Raw genomic sequence first — 19,168 nt, 5'->3', positions numbered from 1 at the left:
CCCGATGTGTGGTGAAACGGGCCAGTCCCGGAGGCCCCAGGCGAAGATGGGGCAGGCCGGATGTTCCAGAATGTACGGGAAGATGGGTATATTATTGCTGTGTGCGCTGCAAGATCATGGCAGCCATGGCCTACTTACGTCGTAGTCGGGGCTTTGGACTGATCCTCGAGCCGGCCCAGGCTTTCCTGGCGTCCCAGCACGTCCAAAACCTCAAATATGCCAGGCGACGTGGTGCGGCCGGTCAGCGCCGCCCGCAAGGGCTGGGCGACTGCGCCGAGCTTGAGACTATTTTCCTCGGCAAAAGCGCGCAGCGCAGCTTCCGTGCTGGTGCCGCTCCACGTCTCCACATTCTCCAGCGCGGAATGAAGCTGGCCGATCAGCTTGCGGTTCTCGGGCGTCAGCAGGGCCGCCGCTTTGGGATCGAGCTGCAGCGGCCGGTCGGCGAAGATGAAATAGGCGGCATCGATCAGCTCGATCAGCGTCTTGGCGCGCTCCTTCAGGGCCGGCATGGCCTTCAGCAGCTGGGCGCGCGTGGTGTCGTTCAACTTGGCCTTGATCTCGGTGCGGGCGGGCACGACGTGATCGAGCACGTCCTCGAACATCTTCACGAGTGATTGATCGTCGGAGTGGCGGATATAATGGCCGTTGAGGTTTTCCAGCTTGGCGAAGTCGAAGCGGGCGGCGGCGCGGCCGACGCTGGCGAGATCGAAGGCCGCGATCATCTCCTCGGTCGAGAAGATCTCCTGGTCGCCATGGCTCCAGCCGAGCCGAACGAGATAGTTGCGCAGCGCGGCCGGAAGGTAACCCATGGCGCGGTAGGCATCGACGCCGAGCGCGCCGTGGCGCTTGGACAGCTTCGAGCCGTCAGGACCGTGGATGAGCGGGATATGCGACATGTTCGGCAGTGCCCAGCCCATTGCGTCATAGATCTGCTTCTGGCGGGCGGCGTTGATCAGATGGTCGTCGCCGCGGATGACGTGGGTGACGCCCATGTCGTGGTCGTCCACGACCACCGCGAGCATGTAGGTCGGGTTGCCATCGCCGCGCAGCAGGACCAGGTCATCGAGGTTCTCGTTCTGCCAGACCACGCGGCCCTGGACCTGATCCTCGATCACGGTCTCGCCGGTCTGCGGCGCCCGGAGGCGGATGGTCGGCTTGACGTCAACAGGGGCGGTTGCCGGATCGCGGTCGCGCCACATGCCGTCATAGAGGCGAGTGCGGCCCTCGCTGCGCGCCTTCTCGCGCATGGCGGTGAGCTCCTCGGCAGTGGCGTAGCAGCGGTAGGCCTTGCCGTCGGCGAGCAGCTGCTCGGCCACCTCGCGGTGACGGGCGGCGCGGCTGAACTGATAGATGACGTCGCCATCCCAGCCGAGCTCCAGCCATTTCAGCCCGTCCAGGATCGCGCCGATCGCGGCCTCGGTAGAGCGCTCCCGGTCGGTATCCTCGATCCGGAGCAGCATCTTGCCGCCGTGCTTCTTCGCATAGAGCCAGTTGAACAGCGCCGTGCGGGCGCCTCCGATATGGAGGAAGCCGGTTGGAGAGGGCGCAAAGCGCGTGACGACGGAATCGGTCATTCTTGGCAGGGCCTATGCATTGAAGCGGTGGTATATATCAGGACCGGAGCATAACTAAAGCCCAACGGCGGATCCCCTGAGGCCTTGGCTCAGCCACGCGAATTTGGCAGAAGGGCCGCTGACTTCCCGACAGGATTGCAGGATGAGCACAGAACCGGTGACGACTGAGATTGGGCGCGATTTCATTCGTGACATCATCCAGGCCGACCTCGATCAGGCCAAGTACAAGGAGATCGTGACCCGGTTCCCGCCGGAGCCGAATGGCTACCTGCATATCGGCCACGCCAAGTCGATCGCCCTCAATTTCGGCATCGCCCAGGAATTTCCAGGCCGCTGTCATCTGCGCTTCGACGACACCAATCCGGTCAAGGAAGAGCAGGAATATATCGATTCCATCCAGGCCGACGTGCACTGGCTGGGCTACGACTGGGGCAAGAACCTGTTCTATGCCTCTGATTATTTCGACCGCCTGTACGAATGGGCGGAGCAGCTGATCCGCGACGGGCTCGCCTATGTCGACGATCAGTCCCAGGAAGAGATCCGGCTGTCGCGCGGCACGCTGACCGAACCCGGCAAGAACTCGCCGTTTCGCGACCGCAGCGTGGAGGAGAACCTCGACCTGTTCCGTCGCATGAAGGCGGGCAAATTCCCGAACGGCGCGCGCGTGCTCCGGGCCAAGATCGACATGTCCGCCGGCAACATCAACCTGCGCGACCCCGTGCTCTACCGCATCCTGCATGCGCACCATCCGCGCACCGGCACCAAATGGCACATCTATCCGAGCTACGACTACGCGCACGGCCAGTCGGATGCGATCGAGGGCATCACGCACTCGATCTGCACCCTGGAGTTCGAGGACCACCGGCCGCTCTATGATTGGTTCATTGAGAGATTGCCGGTGCCGTCGAGGCCGCATCAGTACGAAATGGCGCGGCTCAATCTGACCTACACGCTGCTGTCGAAGCGGGTGCTGACCCAGCTTGTCCGCGACGGCCACGTCGCGGGCTGGGACGATCCGCGGATGCCGACCATCGCGGGCATGCGCCGCCGCGGCGTGCCGCCGGCGGCGTTGCGTGAATTCGTCAAGCGCATCGGTGTGGCCAAGGCCAACAGCGTGGTCGACGTCGGCATGCTGGAATTCTGCATCCGCGAGGAGCTGAACCGCACCGCGCAGCGCCGCATGGGCGTGCTGCGGCCGCTGAAGGTCGTCATCGAGAACTATCCGGAAGGGCAGAGCGAGGAACTCGAGGCGATCAACCACCCGGACGATCCCAGCGCCGGCACGCGCAAGATCACGTTCGGCCGCGAGCTCTATATCGAGCAGGACGACTTCATGGAGAACCCGCCGAAGAAGTTCTTCCGCTTGTCGCCGGGCAACGAGGTGCGGCTGCGCTATGCCTATTTCGTCAAGTGCACCGGCGTGATCAAGAACGACAGGGGCGAGGTGGTGGAGCTGCGCTGCACCTACGATCCCGCGACCAAGGGCGGCAACGCGCCTGACGGCCGCAAGGTCAAGGCGACCATGCACTGGCTGCCGGCCGCAACGTCTGTCCCTGCGGAGATCCGCATCTACAACCAGCTCTTCGCCAACCCGAGCCCGGATGCCTCGAACTTCGCTGCTGACCTCAACCCGCAATCGCTGGAGATCCTCTCCGACGCCCGGATCGAGGCATCGGTCGCGGAAAGCAATTCGAGCGAACCGATGCAGTTCGAGCGCCAGGGCTATTTCGTGCGCGACAAGGACTCCACGCCCGGCAAGCCGGTGTTCTCACGCACCATTGGCTTGCGCGATACGTTCGCCAAGGAAGTCGCCAAGGGCTGAGGCAAATGGCTGAGGCAAAGGGCTGAGGGACGCAAGATGTGCAGTGCAGCCGACGCCGCCGTTTCCGCCATCATCGCGAAATGGTGCGCCGGCTTCGCGACCCTCGATGCGGTTGCGCTATCGTCGCTTTATTCAAAGAACGCATTCTTCTTCGGCTCCAACCCGAAGCTCTATCGGGGCAGGAATGGCGTGGCCGATTACTTCAACGGCCTGCCGCGCTGGCGCAGGCCGAGCGCGGCGTTCTCCGAGGTGCAGGCGGCGCAGGCAGGGGCCGATACGATCAACATGGGCGCGACCATCACGTTCGACCTGGCGGGCGAACGGCCTGACCTCGTCGTCAAGATGAGCTGGGTCATCATTCGCGAAGACGGCGACTGGAAGATCGTCAATCACCACGCCTCGGCGAAGGCGCCGTTGATCTGACAGTTGCGCCGCGCACGGCATCGTCATTCCGGCGCTGGAAACGAATGCGCGGGCGCCGGGTTGAGGTGGATCCACAGGAGCATCCCACCATGCAGAACATCGCTGAGCATATGGAAGTCATCGGCGCCGACGGTGTCCATATCGGCACGGTCGACAAGGTCGAAGGCAATCGCATCAAGCTGACCAAAAAGGACAGCGGCGAGGGCAGCCACAAGGGCCACCACCATTTCATCGACAAGGGCCTGGTTGCCGATGTCGAGGGCAACAAGGTTCGGCTGTCCGCCAAGGCCGATGTCGCCGTGACGATGGAAGAGGAAAAGTAGGGCGGAAGCCTCTTCGTTCCCGATTTGTGCCGCTATCCGTGCCGCCGCACGTTCCGGTAGCTTCCGTGCAGTAGCGTAGCGCAGGGTTGCTGAGGGATGGCGGAGCCGGGCCGGCCACAACGTGCCTCGCAAGGTATGGCCGGGACCTGGCCCGGCAGCGGCCGAACAGCGTCGGCCGGCGGCTTTGTGCCGGCAGGCTTCGGCGTCTGGTCGTCGATCGCCGGAAAGCTGGGTGATTGGGCGAAGGCCGAGGCCGGCGCTGGACGACTGTTCCCATGGGTCCCCATCGCCTTCGGCTGCGGCATCGCGCTGTACTTCGCCGCCGACCATGAGCCGGTGCTCTGGGTGACGGTCGCGACGGCGGGCGCGTCGACGCTTGGCGCGGTTCTGTTGCGGCGGAGCCGGTGGTTTGCACCCGCGATCATGATCGCGGCGGTTGCGGCCGGTCTTGCTGCGGCGACGTGGAGGACAGCAAGCATCGCCCACGCCGTGCTCGCAAAGCCGCTTTATTCCGTGTCGCTGTCGGGCTTCGTCGAGACCCGCGACATTCGCGAACGCACCGACCGGTTCGTGCTGCGCGTCACCGCGATGGAGGCGCAGCGCGGCGACGTCAAGCTCGAGCGCGTCCGCCTCTCCGTGCGCAAGGGGACGGCGCCCGATGTCGGCAGCTTCGTGCAGTTGAAGGCCCGGTTGATGCCGCCGCTGTCGCCGTTGCGGCCGGGCAGCTACGATTTCTCGCGCGACATGTTCTTCCAGGGCATCGGCGCGTCCGGTTTCGCGATGGGGGCGATCACGACGGTGACGCCGCCGGTGTCAGGCGGATTGCAGTTGCGCTATGCTGCGCTCATGCAGGGCCTGCGCGATGCGATCGACGCGCGGATCCGCGCCGTGCTCGACGGCGACAACCGCGCAATCGCGACCGCGCTTTTGACCGGCCGCCGCGATGCGATCACCACGCCCGTCAACGATGCGATGTTCGTCTCGGGGCTTGGCCACGTGCTGTCGATCTCCGGCTATCACATGGCGGTCGTCGCTGGAGTCGTCTTCTTCGCGGTCCGCGCGCTGTTGGCGCTGATCCCCGGGCTGGCGGCCGGATTCGCAATCAAGAAATGGTCGGCGGCCGCGGCGCTGATGGCCTCCGCATTCTATCTGCTGCTCTCGGGCGCGGAGGTCGCAACCCAGCGATCGTTCTTCATGACCGCGGTGGTGCTGATTGCCGTGATCGTCGACCGTCGCGCGATCACGTTCCGCACGCTGGCGGTGGCGGCGCTGATCGTGCTCGCGGTTGCGCCGGAAGCGCTGGTGCATCCGAGCTTCCAAATGTCGTTTGCGGCGACGCTCGGGCTGGTGGCAATGGTGCAGATCGGGATGCCGAACCTGCTTGCCTCGCCCGATCATTCGACGACGGCGCGGATTGCGCTGTGGGGCGGCCGCGAGATCGCGATGCTGTTCATGGCTTCCATGATCGCGGGGCTTGCGACCACGCCCTATGCCGCCTTCCATTTTCACCGCGTCACGCCCTACGGCGTGCTCGCCAATCTCGGTGCGATGCCCGTCGTCTCGGCGCTGGTGATGCCGGCCGGGCTGTTGGGACTGCTCGCGGCTCCGTTCGGGCTGGACGGCGTGTTCTGGTGGCTGATGGGGATCGGCATCGACTGGATGATTGTGGTCACCCGCTGGGTGGCGGCATTGCCAGGGGCTATCGGCCATGTCGGCGCCTTCGGCACCGCGCCGCTGGTGACGGCGAGCCTGGGGCTTGTCCTGATGGGGCTGTTGCGCACGCCGCTGCGCTGGTCGGGTGCGATCGTGCTTGCGGTCGCAACGATCTGGGCCTTGTCGGTGCGGCAACCCGACATTCTCATTGCCGCCGACGGCCAGAACGTCGCGGTGCGCGGCAAGGATGGGCAGCTGCATCTGATCAGGACGAAGAAGGACAATTTCCTTCTCAAGGAGTGGCTCGCGGCGGACGCCGACCCGCGCGATGCCGCCAGCGCTTCGCTCGGCGACGGCGTGTCGTGCGACGATGCCGGCTGCGTGACGCCGCTTGCCGACGGCCGCATGATTGCGCTGGCGCTGCGCATCGACGCGCTGGCCGACGATTGCAGCCGCGCAGCGCTGGTGGTGACGGCGAGGCCTGCGCCGCCCGATTGCGCTGCAATGGTGATCGATCGGCCGCGTCTGGCGAGCCAGGGCGCGCTTGCGCTGACACAGCGCGGTGACGGTTTTGCGGTTCAGCCGGTGAGAGCGAGGGGCGCAAACCGCTCCTGGTCGCCGGTGGCGCCCGGCGATGCAGATTTCGGCCAAACCCTCAAGCCACGGTCGGCAGCTCCGCGGACCAAAGACGCAACGCCGTCGGAGGCCGACCTTCAGGCCGAGGACTAGAATCGACGCTTCAGCCGATCGGCAGGCGTGGCGGCGTCGTGCGACTGTCGGCGGCCACTTGCGGCTTGTGCTCGCGCTCGCCGAGCGGCTGGGTCACGGGCAGTTGCAGCACGGTTGCGCGCTGGCCTTCGACGAGCTGCGTCACCAGCACGTATTTGCCATCGGGGAATTCGATCGCGTCGTGATGGCGATCGGGAATGTGCGGATCAACCTTGCCGAACTTGCCTACGCGGGAATTGATGGTGCGGGTCCAGATCCACCTGTTGTCGTAGCGGACGTTGTCGGCGAAGGCGAGCTCCGTTCCCGGAAGCAGGCAGACCGCGACCGACATGTCGGCTTCAGAGGCGAAGCCGCGCGTCGAGGTGCCGCGGAACGTTGTCGTGACGATCGTCTCGCCGACTTCTGCGGGACGCGTCGCGACGGCATGCAAGCTATAGTCACACATCGGGTGCTCCTCATCGGGGATAGCAACCCGCGCCTCTGTCCTGGAGGCGCCGGCCTCTATCAGAGTTGAAGCCTGCAAGACTCTGCTTGGTTGTAGGCAAATCTGCGGCTCCGATCCGCGAGCCGCAATCACATTATCTTTCCCGAACGGCTGGGAACAAAGCTTGCCTCCGTGCATTTGGGAGGCTTCGCGCTCAGCGTCCGGCCGGCGCGGACCAGCCGGAATATTGCCAGCCGGGCTGCGCCTGTTGCTCGATGGCGTTGCGGGCATCGCGGATCTGCGCGCTCGTCGCCTGCGGCACCTTGCCGAGGCGATGCTGCGCATGCGCAGCAAAGGCGTGCGATCCGGACGCTGTGATCAGCGTCATCGTGACGGTGCTCAGGATGATCTTGCCCATCATTCTCTCCTCAGTCTCCCTGGAGGCCCATCGAAGCGAGTGTGCTTCGTTGCGGCATGCCGGGGATGTAGGGCTGGAGAGGTGGCGGGATAATCTGTGCAGAACCAGAAAGTCTATCCAGCCGGAGCGGACAATCGTCCGCTCCAATCGTTGATCGCAGTCACCGATCGCGCGAGAACGTGGCGCTCAGTACTTGCGATAGAGACCGATCAGCTTGCCCTGGATCTTGACCCGGTTGGGGGGCAGGATGCGGACCTCATAGGCGGCATTCGCTGGCTCGAGCGCGATCGAGGCGCCGCGGCGACGGAAGCGCTTCAAGGTGGCTTCCTCGTCGTCGATCAGGGCGACGACGATGTCGCCAGTGTCGCAGCTCTCGTTGCGCTGGATGAGGGCCATGTCGCCGTCGAGGATGCCGGCGTCCACCATGGAATCGCCGCGCACTTCGAGCGCATAGTGCTCGCCCGCGCCGAGCATGTCGGGCGGAACGCTGATAGTGTGGCTGCGGGTCTGCAAGGCTTCGATCGGCGTACCGGCCGCGATCCGGCCCATGACGGGCACCGCGACGGGACGCTCGCCCTCATCCGCCGGCGGGCTCGACGTCATGCGCACCTTGCCGAGGTTGCCCTCGATGACGCTCGGGGTGAAGCCGCGGCGACTGCCGGCGGCGGCCTGGAGCTCGGGCAGCTTGATCACCTCGATCGCGCGGGCGCGGTTGGGCAGACGGCGGATGAAGCCGCGCTCCTCGAGCGCAGTGATCAGGCGGTGGATGCCCGATTTCGAGCGCAGATCGAGCGCGTCCTTCATCTCGTCGAAGGAGGGCGGCACGCCGCTTTCCTTCAGCCGCTCGCTGATGAACCGCAGGAGCTCGTATTGTTTGCGCGTTAACATCTCGACCAAAATCCCCCTGGTGATGTCATTCAATTCCGAGACGCTGAATTCAGCCATAAGCCGCTACATGCTCGAAACAAATCATGAACGGACACTATATGTTCGATACATGTTCCGCAACTGCTTAATTTACCGTGAACGCGACCAAGTTCGCGGAACGCACGCGAACGAAGCGGTCAGACGGGCAGCCGCAGCACCTCGCAAGCGGTGCCTGCTTCGGCCTTCGGCGCGAACGGTGCGCGCACGAGAAGTGCCTGTGCCGCAGCCAGATTCGAAAGCAACGAGGAGTCCTGATGATCGACGGGAACGGCGACCAGCGTGCCGTCGTCACGCTCTGCCAGCCGCGCGCGCAGATAATCTTCGCGCTGATCGTTGGCGCCGACATCGCGGCCGAGCACGGCGCGCTCGCGGCGATGATGAACCGCCGAACGCCCCGACAGCGCGCGAATCAGCGGGACCAGAAACAGGAAAGCGCAAACGTAGGATGATACGGGATTGCCGGGCAGGCCGATCACGCGCATCGATCCCAGTTGCCCGTTCATCATGGGCTTGCCCGGTCGCATCGCGATCTTCCAGAACGCCATCGAGATACCTTCGTCCCTCAGTGCCTGTTGCACCAGATCGTGGTCGCCCACCGAGGCACCGCCGGTCGTGATCAGGATGTCGGCGCCGCTCTCGCGCGCGCGGCGGATGCCCGATGTGGTGGCGGCAAGCGTATCGGCCGCGACCCCGAGATCGATCGTGTCGGCACCTTCGCTGCGAGCCAGAGCATGAAGGGCATAGCCATTGGAATAGACGATCTGGCCGTGGCCGGGCGTCGAGCCCGGCATCACCAGCTCATCGCCGGTGGCGAGGATTGCGACCGTCGGCCGGCGGCGGACCGCGAGTTGCGGATGGTTCATCCCGGCGGCGAGTGCGAGGTCGCGCTCCGTGAGCCGCGTGCCGCTGCGCAGGAGCACGTCGCCCTCGCGGAAGTCGATGCCGGCCGGGCGGATGTGTCGTCCGGTGATGGCGGCTTCCTTGATCGTGATGCACTCGCCGTCGGCGACGGTGTCCTCCTGGATCACCACGGCATCCGCGTTATCGGGAACGACGCCACCGGTGAAGATCCGCACGGCTTCGCCGGCGCCGACCCTTCCAGCAAACGGCCGGCCGGCTGCGACTTCGCCGATCACCGTGAGCCGTGTGTCGACCTTGGCCGCATCGCCCGCACGCACGGCATAGCCATCCATCGCCGACATCGCCTCAGGCGGCTGCGTCCGCCGCGCCGCGACATCGCGCGCAAGCACGCGATGAAAGGCCCGATCGAGCGCAACTGTTTCCTCAGCCAGCGGCTCCGCTCCCGCGAGCACGGCAGCAAGCGCATCGGATACCGGCATGAGGGCCACGGTGAAAACTCCAGCTACGCCCATTCGGGCAAATCAGCGGCGAGAGTTCTAGCCGAGCGGGAGCGTCCAGGCAAAGCAGCCGCACAAGATGATTTATCCCACCCCTGGAGCCGTGGGACGAAGCTGGAGGTTCAGCCGGGGCATGATCTGGAGAGCGACGCATACCGGCACAACGACGGCCAAGGCAAAGACAAGAGCCGTGGCCAGCATCGGTCAGGTCCCCGGCGGCTCGCTCGGACTGACATCAGGCGCTTTGGGATTCTTGTCGGGCATTGGATCGGCCTGGGCCTTCAGGTCGGCGGCCTTGCTGATCAGTTTTGCGGAGAGCTCAGAATTCGAGGTGGTCCTGGCGTATTTCATCAGCAGGGAGGCCTGCTTGGTGAGGTAGGTTTTGCCCAACACGATGATAAGTCCGATGTAGAATTCCCAACGGACTATAGAGTCCGGAGCCGGGGATTCCGTTCCCGGAACTCTGTACAAAAATGCACAAAGGGTTTTGGTTCCCGAGTTCCAGTGAAATTGCCTCCGGAATCAGAGCCAGGGTGCCAAGTCAGATCCCCAGCGCCTTCAGGGCATTTCCGACGTCGGTCGGCGAGGTCACATGCACCGCGGTCAGGCCGCGCGCCCGTGCACCTTCGACGTTCTCGGCGAGATCATCGAAGAACACGATGCGGTTCGCGGGCACCCCCATCGCGGCGACGACATGGTCGAAGGCCTCCGCATCGGGTTTGCGCAGGCCGATGCTCGAGGACAGGTAGAGCTCGCGGAAATGCCCGAGCAGGTCGGCATATTCCTTCGAAAAAAAGTCCACATGGGGGCGGTTGGTGTTGGAGAAGGCATAGACCGGCATCTGCTTCGCCGCACGCGGCAGCAGCTCCGCAATATCAGGCATCTCGCCGGCGAAGATCGCGTTCCATCCTTCGAGGAGCTGCGCATCCGAGATGCCGATGCCGAGCGATGCGCGCAGCGAGGCAAAATAGTCCTCGTCGCTGATCTTGCCGACCTCGTGCAGCCGGTAGGCCTCGCTGTCGCGCATATAGCGCGCGACGATGGCTTCCGGCTCGCAGTCGGCATGTCGCGCCCAGCAGGTGATCGCCTTGGAGAAATCGATGTCGAGCACGACGCGTCCGAGATCGAACAGAAGCGCATCGGCGCTACCAGGCGAGAGCGAGGTCACTTGCGTCCTTTCCATCAGTATCGGTAGGGTTCGTGGTCGAACAGCGGGAATGCGCTGAACACGCTCGGCGCGTTGGTTGCGGTGGCCGGGTGCAGACAGGATTTGTCGACCTCGGCGAAGGAGGTGGCGCCCAGGAGACCGAGGCAGCGCAGCACCTCGTCCTCGAGCAGCTCGAGCATCCGCGCCACGCCGGTCTCGCCCGCCGCAGCCAGTGCCCAGCATTGCAGCCGGCCGATGCCGACGAGGTCTGCGCCCGCCGCGATCGCCTTGACGATGTCGGTGCCGCGGCAGATGCCGCCATCGACCATGATCTTGGCGCGGCCCTTCACCGCTTGGACGATCTCGGGCAGCACATGCATGGCACCGCGGCCGTGATCGAGCTGACGGCCGCCATGGTTGGAGACGTAGATCCACTCGACGCCGTGATCGACCGCGATCTGCGCGTCCTCGGCAGTGGCGATGCCCTTGAGGATCAACGGTATCCGGAACTTGTCCTTGACCATTTTCACGGTCCGCCATTCCAGGCCCTTCTGGTAGTCGCCTCCGGTAGCGCGCAGACGGCTCTCGCGAACGTAGCGCTTGGCGATGTCACGCTCGCGACGGCTGTAATGGGCGGTGTCGACGGTCAGGCAGAAGGCGGCATATCTGGCCTTCTCGGCGCGGCTGACGACATCGGCCACGAACGCGTCATCGCCGCGAACATAGAGCTGGTACATGCGCAACGCATCGGGGGCGGCTTCGGCGGTCTTTTCGAGGCCGGGTTCGGAAACCGAGCTCAGCATATGGGCGGCGCCGAATCTGCCGGCGGCGCGGGCAACGCTAGCGGCTCCAAGCGGATCGAAGATTTCCAGCGCGCCGACAGGCGCAAGCACGACAGGCAGGCGCATGTTGCGGCCGAACTGCTCGACGGAGCCATCGACCTTGCGCACGTCGCGCAGCACTCGGGGGCGAAAAGCGATCTCGTCCAGCGCCATGCGGTTGCGACGCATGGTGGTCTCGGTCTCGGCCGCACCGACGATGTAGTCCCAGGCGTTCTGGTTGAGGTTGGAGCGCGCCTTCCGGATGAATTCGTGCAGGTTCTGGAATGGCTCGTTACTGGCGCCGAGTTCGACATTCCGTTCCGGCCGGGGCGCGTCGTTCATTGTTGTCCTCCCGAGAATTTGAAGTCTTACGCCATCGCCTATCCCGTTCGGCCTTCCAAAACCATCCTAAACTCGCATAGCTGCGAAGCGTCGTCGGCCGACCGATTCCCGCTGTCCGGGAGGGCTGGTCTCCGAACGTTGCCAAATGTTTAGGTCCAGGCGAAGGGATTTTCATCGCGTGCCCGCCGGCGTGGCAGGCCGGCCTTGAAGAAACCAGAATGATATTGTGAGAACCGGGCTGGATCGCCATTTGGATGGCGGCTGCCAAGCCTCAAAAGAACCGCTAAGCGAAAAGGCCACCCATTCCATGCGGAAAACCCTGCTGTTCCCCCTGGGCGCGCTCACCGGCGCATGCCTGACCCTCCTCGTATCCGGTCCGCAGGGCGGACTGTGGGCGGCACGGGCGGCGGTCGGCGCGGGCACGGATGACGCCTATTCCCAGCTCAACCTGTTCGGGGAGGTCTTTGAGCGGGTGAAGGCGAGCTATGTCGAGAAGCCCGACAATGCCAAGCTGATCGAAGGTGCGATCACGGGCATGGTGACCTCGCTCGATCCGCATTCGCGCTACATGAACGCCAAGGCCTGGACCGAGATGCAGGAGACCACCTCCGGTGAGTTCGGTGGCCTCGGCATCGAGGTGACCATGGAGGAGGGCCTCGTCAAGGTCGTCTCGCCGATCGACGACACGCCGGCGTCCAAGGCCGGCATCATGTCCGGCGACCTCATCAGCAAGATCGACGGCGAAAACGTGCAGGGCATGACGCTCGAGCAGGCCGTCAACCGGATGAAGGGTCCCGTCGACACCCAGACCAAGCTCACCATCGTGCGCAAGGGCGCCGACGCGCCGCTCGACGTCGCAATCAAGCGCGAGATCATCCATGTGCGCCCGGTGCGCTTCCACGTCGAGAACGGCGACATCGGCTACATCCGCGTCACCTCGTTCAACGAGCAGACCACCGACGGCCTGAAGAAAGCGATTGCGTCGATTTCCAGGGACGTGCCGCAGGACAAGCTTGTCGGCTACGTGATGGACCTGCGCAACAACCCGGGCGGCCTGCTCGACCAGGCGGTATCGGTGTCGAGCGCGTTCTTGCAGCGCGGCGAGGTCGTTTCGACGCGCGGCCGCAATCCGGAAGAGACCCAGCGTTTCACGGCGCAAGGCGGCGACCTCACCAAAGGCAAGCCGCTGGTGGTCCTGATCAACGGCGGCTCTGCTTCGGCCTCGGAGATCGTGTCCGGCGCGCTGCATGACCACAAGCGCGCGACGCTGATCGGCACGCGCTCGTTCGGCAAGGGCTCGGTGCAGACCATCATTCCGCTCGGTGCCGGCAACGGTGCGCTGGCACTGACCACGGCGCGCTATTACACGCCGTCCGGCCGCTCGATCCAGGCCCAGGGCATCGCGCCCGACATCGAGATCCTCCAGGACGTGCCGCCGGAGCTGAAGGGCCGCGTCGACACCATCGCGGAGTCCCAGATGCGCGGCCATCTGCAGGCCGCCGACGGCAAGGAGCAGACCGGATCGCAGTCCTATGTCCCACCGGAAGAGAAGGACGACAAGGCACTGCACGCGGCCTTCGACTTCCTGCACGGCGTCACCGTGAATGCGGCAGCCGCAAAGCCCGCGCCGAAGACGACGGTGCCGAACTAGTTTCCAGCGGTCATCTTGACCTTCGATATCGCCCGGGAGTGGATCACCGCTTCCGGGCAAATTCGTTTGGCGAGCGCGGTCGTCTCTTGCGAAGCCCTAGCTGGCTTCGCGACGGCGCGCTCCATTGCCGTGGCGCTGGGCGAGACGGCTGCGATGCAGCGCAAACAGCTCCACGATCTTGTCGGCCGGTTTGGCGGCGCTGAACAAATAGCCCTGCATCTCGGTGCAGCCGAGCGTGCGCAACAGCCGCCGCTGCTCCTCGGTCTCGACGCCTTCGGCCGTGGTCGCCATGCGGCGGGCGCTGGCGAGATTGACCACGGCCTGCACGATGCTGGCGGAGCCGTCAGGACCTGCGATGTCGCTGACGAAGCAGCGATCGATCTTGATCTTGTCGAACGGGAAGCGGTGGAGATAGCTCAGTGACGAATAGCCGGTACCGAAATCGTCGAGCGCGATGCGGATGCCGATGGCGCGGAGCTGATGCAGGATCGCAAGCGCGGTGTCGTCGTCGCGGATCAGCACGGCCTCGGTGATCTCGAGCTCGAGCCGGGTGGCCGCCAGATTGGACGCGGCCAGCGCCGCCATGATCTTCAGCGCCAGCGTGTCGTTCTTGAACTGCACCGGCGAGACGTTGACGGCGAGGCGGATGTCGTCGGGCCAGGTGGCGGCGTCGCGGCAGGCGGTCGCCAGCACCCATTCGCCGATCTCGTTGATCAGTCCGGTGTCTTCCGCGATCGGGATGAACTCGGCAGGCGAAACCATGCCGCGCTCGGGATGGCGCCAGCGCACCAGGGCTTCGCAGCCGGCGATACTGTCGTCCTTGAGGCTGAGGCAGGGCTGGTAGTAGACCTCCAGGCCGCCTTCGAGCCCCCTTTGGGCAATGGCGTGGCGCAGGTCGATCTCGAGCTGGCGGCGCTCCCGCACCTTGGCATCCATCTCAGGTTCGAAGAAGCGGTAGGTGCGGCGCCCGGCGGTTTTGGCTGCATACATCGCCATATCCGCGTTCTTCAGGATCTGGTCCAGCGCCGTGCCGTGGTCCGGCGCCAACGCAATGCCGATGCTGGCATCGGTGGTGAGGTGATGGCCCATGCAGTCGAACGGCGTGCGGATCGCGGCGAAGACCCGTGCGACGAGCTCGCTGACCTGGTCCTGCGAGGTGACGGCGATTTGCACAATCGCAAATTCGTCGCCGCCGAGCCGCGCCACGAAATCGCTCGGGCCGGCGCAGGCGCGCAGGCTCTGCGCCACGGACTTCAACAGCTCGTCGCCGACGAGATGGCCGAGCGCGTCGTTGACGCCCTTGAATTCGTCGATGTCGATGTAGTGCACGGCGAGTTGTTCACCGTGAACGATGGTCGCCAGTTCGCCGCGAAGATGTTCGTGGAACATGGCGCGGTTCGGCAAGTCGGTCAGCGCGTCGTAGTGGGCGAGGTGGGTGATGCGCTCCTCGGTACGGCGCCGCTCCGTGATGTCCTCATGGGTCGCGACCCAGCCGCCATCGTCGAGAGGCTCGTTGAGGACCTGGATCGATCGACCATCGCTGGTCTCGACCACCATGGAATTGCGCACGTGGACGTCGCGCAGCACGCGTGCGACATACTGGTCCACATCGCCGGTCAACGAGCCGGTAGCCTTCCGATGCATGATGACGTCGAGAAAGCTGCAGCCGGGTTTGACGATTGCGGGCGACAACCCGTACATCTCGATATAGCGCTGGTTGCAGACCACGAGCCGCCGCGAAGCGTCGAACAGCAGCAGGCCCTGGGTCATGTTATTGACGGCGCGGTCGAGGCGCTGCTTCTCCAGCGTCAGCCGCTCCCGGGACAGGCGATGCTGCCACAGCAACTTGCGCACGATCGCGACCAGCACGCCGGCAATTGCGAGCACAGAGGCGGCGGCGACCGAGATCAGGATGCCGATCTGCTCGCGCCAGTCGGCGAGCGCCGCGGCGCGCGTGGTCGTCGCCATCACCAGGATCGGGAAATGGGGCAGCGCGCGCGACGAAACCAGCCGGTCTTCGCCGTCGACAGGACTCGCGACGCGGCCGGCAAAATGGTCGAGCGCGAAGATCCTCTGCTGCTCGAACGAGCCGTTCCTGAAATTACGTCCCAGCATTTCGCTCGAATGCGGGTAGCGGGCCAGCAAGGTGCCGTCCCGATGCAGCATCGAGATCGTCGCGCCCTCGCCGAGCACGACGGTCTCGAAGAACTTCTCGAAATTGGCCGGTTCGATGCCGCGCGCGATGAGGCCCATGAATTCGCCGTCGGGTCCAACGATCTTGCGCACGATCAGGATCGTCCATTGGCCGGAGACCCGGCTGTAAAGCGGCGCGATGAGGACGTCGGGCGAGGAGGGAGTGTATTTGAAGGTCCGAAAATAGGCGCGATCGGCAACGTTCACGCTCGGGACCGGCCACGCCATCGACGAATTGATCAAGTTGCCGTCGGCATCGATGACGTTGACGGCGCCCATGTAGGGCAAGGCCTCGATTTTTGAACGCAGCATCCGGTGAACGTCCTCGCCGGAGAGGCGCTTTCGATAGTCCTCTGCCCCGGCGATACCGGTGGCGCGGACGTGATCGACGAAATCCCGCTGGATGACTGCGAAATCCTGGAATTGCTGATCGAAATGGTGAGCGAGCAGCAGCGCGGTGTTTTCGAGCTCGCGGCCGGAGTTGCGCAGCGCGCGTTCGCGGAAATTCTGTGCCATCAGGATCGCGCCGAGGGCGATCGCCGCGATCAGCAGTGTGCCGCCCACCACGAGCCAGCGGATGGGTCCACCGCGCACGAAGGCCTGGTCGAGAAGGCGGCTGCCGTATTTGGTCATCACATCGATCGTTGCCGTGCACACGCCAAGATCAGCTCATGATCCACGTAACATCCGTCGGTTTACGGGATCGATGTGGAGGCGACGTTAGCAAGCGCGGTTAATGCGACATGAACCGCGACTCACAAATCCGATCGATGGGCGGGCCAAGATGCGTGGCAGAGTATTGCCGGAGACGGTCGCCATCCGGTCAGTTCTTGCCGGTGACTGCGACGTCAACCAGCGCTTAACCATCTAACGTGTTGGCCCCGCTCGATGCCGCGCGTTCTGCAAGCGAGGTTCGCAACGGCGCAGGACAGGATCCGCACGTCGCCGAATGATCACGAGATCAGGCGCGGTAGTGGCCCGACTTGCCGCCCAGCTTCTCGACGAGATGGATGCCCTCGATGCGCACGCCGCGCTCGACCGCCTTGATCATGTCGTAGATGGTGAGACAGGCGACCGAAACCGCCGTCAGCGCTTCCATCTCGACACCGGTCTGGCCAGTCACCTTGACGCTGGCGCGCACCACGCAGCCCGGCAGCTTTGCGTCGGGTTCAATCTCGACCGTGACCTTCGACAGTGCCAGCGGATGACAGAGCGGAATCAGCTCCGATGTCCGCTTCGCCGCCATGATGCCGGCGATGCGCGCGGTGCCGAGCACATCGCCCTTCTTGGCGTTGCCTGATCTGATCAGGTCGAGGGTCGCTTTCGCCATGACGACGCGGCCTTCGGCGACGGCGAGCCGCTCGGTTGCAGCCTTGTCCGAGACGTCGACCATCCGGGCCTCGCCGGAGGCGCCGATATGGGTCAGGGCAGGGCCCGCCGTTTTCGATGGGTTGGTCTTCGCAGCTTTGCGCGCCATGTCCTTGCGCGCCATGTCCTTGCGCGCCATGTCAGCGCGTGCCCGTGGCGCGGGCCTTGGTCTCGCGCGCAAGCAGGGTGCGTGTTGCCGCCGTGACATCGGCCTGCCGCATCAGGCTCTCGCCGACCAGGAAGGTCGACATGCCGACGCGCTCGAGCCGGGCAAGGTCCGCCGGCGTGAAGATGCCGCTCTCGCCCACCATCAAGCGGTCCTTCGGGATCAGCGGCGCCAACATCTCGCTGGTCGCCAGGGTGGTCTCGAAGGTGCGCAGATTGCGGTTGTTGACCCCGATCATCGGCGAGCGCAGCTTGAGCGCGCGCTCTAGCTCGGCGCGATCGTGAATCTCGATCAGCACGTCCATGCCATGGGCAATCGCGGCGTCTTCGAGGTCCTTGGCGGTGGCGTCATCGAGCGCGGCCATGATGATGAGAATGCAATCGGCGCCGTGCGCGCGCGCCTCGGCGACCTGATAGGTGTCGAACAGGAAGTCTTTGCGCAGCACCGGCAGCGAGGTCGCTGCGCGCGCCGCGACCATGAAGTCGAGATGGCCCTGGAACGAGGGCGTGTCGGTCAGCACCGACAGGCAAGCCGCTCCGCCTGCCTCATAGGCCCTGGCCAGATCGGGCGGATCGAAATCTTCGCGGATCAGCCCCTTGGACGGCGAGGCCTTCTTCACCTCGGCAATCAGCGCGTAGTCGCCGTTGGCATGCTTGGTCCTGATGGCACGCGCGAAGCCACGCGCGGCTCCCTGCGCCTTGGCCTGCGCTTCGACGGCCGAGAGCGGCTGGGCACGCTTGGCCGCCGCGATCTCCTCGCGCTTGTAGGCTTCGATCTTGGTCAGGATATCGGACATGACAGGCTCAGCTGTTCGAGACCGCGATCAGATGCTTCAGCCGCGCGCTCGCCGCGCCGCTGTCGAGCGATTTCGCGCCGAGCGCGACACCCTCCTTGAGGTCCCTCGCGCGGCCGGCGACGATGAGCGCGGCGCCGGCATTGAGGAGCGCGACGTCGCGATAAGGGCTTGGCTTGCCGTCGAGGACGCTTTGCAGTGCGATCGCGTTGGCATCCGCGTCACCGCCCCTGAGAGCGCCGGGCTCGCAGCGCGGCAGGCCGGCGTCTTCGGGCGAAACCTCGAAACTGGTGATCTCGCCATTGTGGAGCGCGGAGACGAAGGTCGGGCCGGTGAGGGTGATCTCGTCCAGCCCGTCGGAGCCGTGCACGACCCAGGCGGATTCTGAGCCCAGATTCTTCAGCACCTGCGCCAGCGGCTGCACCCATTGCCTGGAGAACACGCCGACCATCTGCCGCTTCACGCCGGCCGGATTGGAGAGCGGTCCGAGCAGGTTGAAGATCGTGCGGGTGGCGAGCTCGACCCGGGTCGGGCCGACGTTCTTCATGGCGGGATGATGAGCGGGGGCGAACATGAAGCCGATGCCGCACTCGCTTACGCAGCGTCCGACCTGCTCGGGCTTGAGGTCGATCTTCACGCCGAGCGAAGTCAGCACGTCCGCGGCGCCCGAGCGCGACGACAGCGCGCGGTTGCCGTGCTTGGCGACGGGCAGCCCGGTTCCAGAAACGATGAAGGCGGCACAGGTCGAGACATTGACCGAACCGGAGCCGTCGCCGCCGGTGCCGACGATGTCGACAGCCTCCGCGGGCGCGTCGACCGTGAGCATCTTCGAGCGCATCGCCGTGACCGCGCCGGTGATCTCGTCCACGGTCTCGCCGCGGACCCTGAGCGCCATCAGCAGGCCGCCCATCTGCGAGGGCGTGGCCTCGCCGGACATCACGGCGTCGAAAGCGGAAGCGGCCTCGTCGCGCGACAGGCTGGCGCCGGTCGCCACTTTTCCAATAATCGATTTCAGGTCGTCCATCGCGTGCTTCAA

Annotated in this window: 17 protein-coding genes; 5 read left to right on the top strand and 12 right to left on the bottom strand. The window is 65.0% G+C overall.

Features of this window, described 5'->3' with window-relative positions; translation table 11 throughout:
* Positions 1-134: 134 nt before the first annotated feature.
* Positions 135-1,574, bottom strand: a complete 1,440-nt coding sequence (gene gltX, locus ACVIIW_RS28475; RefSeq protein ID WP_456703765.1) for a glutamate--tRNA ligase — start codon at positions 1,572-1,574, stop codon at positions 135-137.
* 142 nt (positions 1,575-1,716) lie between these two features.
* On the opposite strand from gltX, the gene ACVIIW_RS28470 reads away from it, so the two are divergent.
* The 4 genes from ACVIIW_RS28470 (at position 1,717) to ACVIIW_RS28455 (ending at position 6,524) form a co-directional block, all read left to right on the top strand.
* Entirely contained in the window at positions 1,717-3,396 is a 1,680-nt protein-coding gene (locus ACVIIW_RS28470) for a glutamine--tRNA ligase/YqeY domain fusion protein (protein WP_456703764.1), read from the top strand.
* A gap of 36 nt (positions 3,397-3,432) precedes the next feature.
* A complete protein-coding gene (locus ACVIIW_RS28465) occupies positions 3,433-3,819 on the top strand; it encodes a nuclear transport factor 2 family protein (RefSeq protein WP_456703763.1) in 387 nt (128 codons plus the stop codon).
* An 89-nt stretch (positions 3,820-3,908) separates the two neighbouring features.
* Positions 3,909-4,142, top strand: a complete 234-nt coding sequence (locus tag ACVIIW_RS28460) for a DUF2171 domain-containing protein (RefSeq protein WP_092229500.1) — start codon at positions 3,909-3,911, stop codon at positions 4,140-4,142.
* A gap of 96 nt (positions 4,143-4,238) precedes the next feature.
* Positions 4,239-6,524 (top strand): ComEC/Rec2 family competence protein, encoded by a 2,286-nt coding sequence (locus ACVIIW_RS28455; protein WP_456703762.1) that lies wholly within the window; start codon positions 4,239-4,241, stop codon positions 6,522-6,524.
* Between the two features lie 10 nt (positions 6,525-6,534).
* Here ACVIIW_RS28455 and ACVIIW_RS28450 read toward each other — a convergent pair whose 3' ends face one another.
* The 7 genes from ACVIIW_RS28450 to ACVIIW_RS28420 all read right to left on the bottom strand — a co-directional run bounded on the left by ACVIIW_RS28450 (position 6,535) and on the right by ACVIIW_RS28420 (position 11,961).
* Positions 6,535-6,969 carry a hypothetical protein gene (locus tag ACVIIW_RS28450; RefSeq protein ID WP_456703761.1) on the bottom strand — a complete coding sequence of 145 codons (435 nt, stop codon included), beginning with the start codon at positions 6,967-6,969 and terminating at the stop codon, positions 6,535-6,537.
* Between the two features lie 193 nt (positions 6,970-7,162).
* On the bottom strand, positions 7,163-7,366 hold the full coding sequence (locus ACVIIW_RS28445; RefSeq protein WP_456703760.1) for a hypothetical protein: 204 nt from the start codon (positions 7,364-7,366) through the stop codon (positions 7,163-7,165).
* A gap of 186 nt (positions 7,367-7,552) precedes the next feature.
* Positions 7,553-8,254 (bottom strand): transcriptional repressor LexA, encoded by a 702-nt coding sequence (lexA, locus tag ACVIIW_RS28440; RefSeq protein ID WP_456705296.1) that lies wholly within the window; start codon positions 8,252-8,254, stop codon positions 7,553-7,555.
* A gap of 176 nt (positions 8,255-8,430) precedes the next feature.
* On the bottom strand, positions 8,431-9,642 hold the full coding sequence (locus ACVIIW_RS28435) for a molybdopterin molybdotransferase MoeA (protein ID WP_456703759.1): 1,212 nt from the start codon (positions 9,640-9,642) through the stop codon (positions 8,431-8,433).
* Positions 9,643-9,855: 213 nt separating this feature from the next.
* Entirely contained in the window at positions 9,856-10,044 is a 189-nt protein-coding gene (locus ACVIIW_RS28430; protein ID WP_456703758.1) for a hypothetical protein, read from the bottom strand.
* A 148-nt stretch (positions 10,045-10,192) separates the two neighbouring features.
* A complete protein-coding gene (locus tag ACVIIW_RS28425; protein WP_456703757.1) occupies positions 10,193-10,834 on the bottom strand; it encodes an HAD family hydrolase in 642 nt (213 codons plus the stop codon).
* Positions 10,834-11,961 carry an alpha-hydroxy acid oxidase gene (locus tag ACVIIW_RS28420; RefSeq protein WP_456703756.1) on the bottom strand — a complete coding sequence of 376 codons (1,128 nt, stop codon included), beginning with the start codon at positions 11,959-11,961 and terminating at the stop codon, positions 10,834-10,836. Before ACVIIW_RS28420 ends, ACVIIW_RS28425 begins: the two co-directional genes overlap by 1 nt.
* Positions 11,962-12,268: 307 nt before the next feature.
* Between ACVIIW_RS28420 and ACVIIW_RS28415 the strand changes: the two genes are divergently transcribed.
* Complete coding sequence (locus ACVIIW_RS28415) at positions 12,269-13,612, top strand: S41 family peptidase (protein ID WP_092229485.1); 1,344 nt, start codon at positions 12,269-12,271, stop codon at positions 13,610-13,612.
* Positions 13,613-13,708: 96 nt separating this feature from the next.
* On the opposite strand, the gene ACVIIW_RS28410 is transcribed toward ACVIIW_RS28415, so the two are convergent.
* The 4 genes from ACVIIW_RS28410 to trpD all read right to left on the bottom strand — a co-directional run bounded on the left by ACVIIW_RS28410 (position 13,709) and on the right by trpD (position 19,156).
* The gene (locus ACVIIW_RS28410) at positions 13,709-16,438 is read right to left on the bottom strand and encodes a bifunctional diguanylate cyclase/phosphodiesterase (protein ID WP_456703755.1); all 2,730 of its coding nucleotides are present in this window, start codon (positions 16,436-16,438) and stop codon (positions 13,709-13,711) included.
* Positions 16,439-16,766: 328 nt separating this feature from the next.
* Entirely contained in the window at positions 16,767-17,282 is a 516-nt protein-coding gene (gene moaC / locus ACVIIW_RS28405) for a cyclic pyranopterin monophosphate synthase MoaC (protein WP_456705295.1), read from the bottom strand.
* 31 nt (positions 17,283-17,313) lie between these two features.
* Positions 17,314-18,135, bottom strand: a complete 822-nt coding sequence (trpC, locus tag ACVIIW_RS28400) for an indole-3-glycerol phosphate synthase TrpC (RefSeq protein WP_456703754.1) — start codon at positions 18,133-18,135, stop codon at positions 17,314-17,316.
* A 7-nt stretch (positions 18,136-18,142) separates the two neighbouring features.
* Complete coding sequence (gene trpD / locus ACVIIW_RS28395; protein ID WP_456703753.1) at positions 18,143-19,156, bottom strand: anthranilate phosphoribosyltransferase; 1,014 nt, start codon at positions 19,154-19,156, stop codon at positions 18,143-18,145.
* Between the last annotated feature and the right edge of the window lie 12 nt (positions 19,157-19,168).

This window comes from Bradyrhizobium sp. USDA 4449 (genome assembly GCF_054056275.1).
The sequence above is the reverse complement of the archived record's forward strand: the minus strand, read 5'-3'. Positions and strand labels throughout refer to the sequence as shown.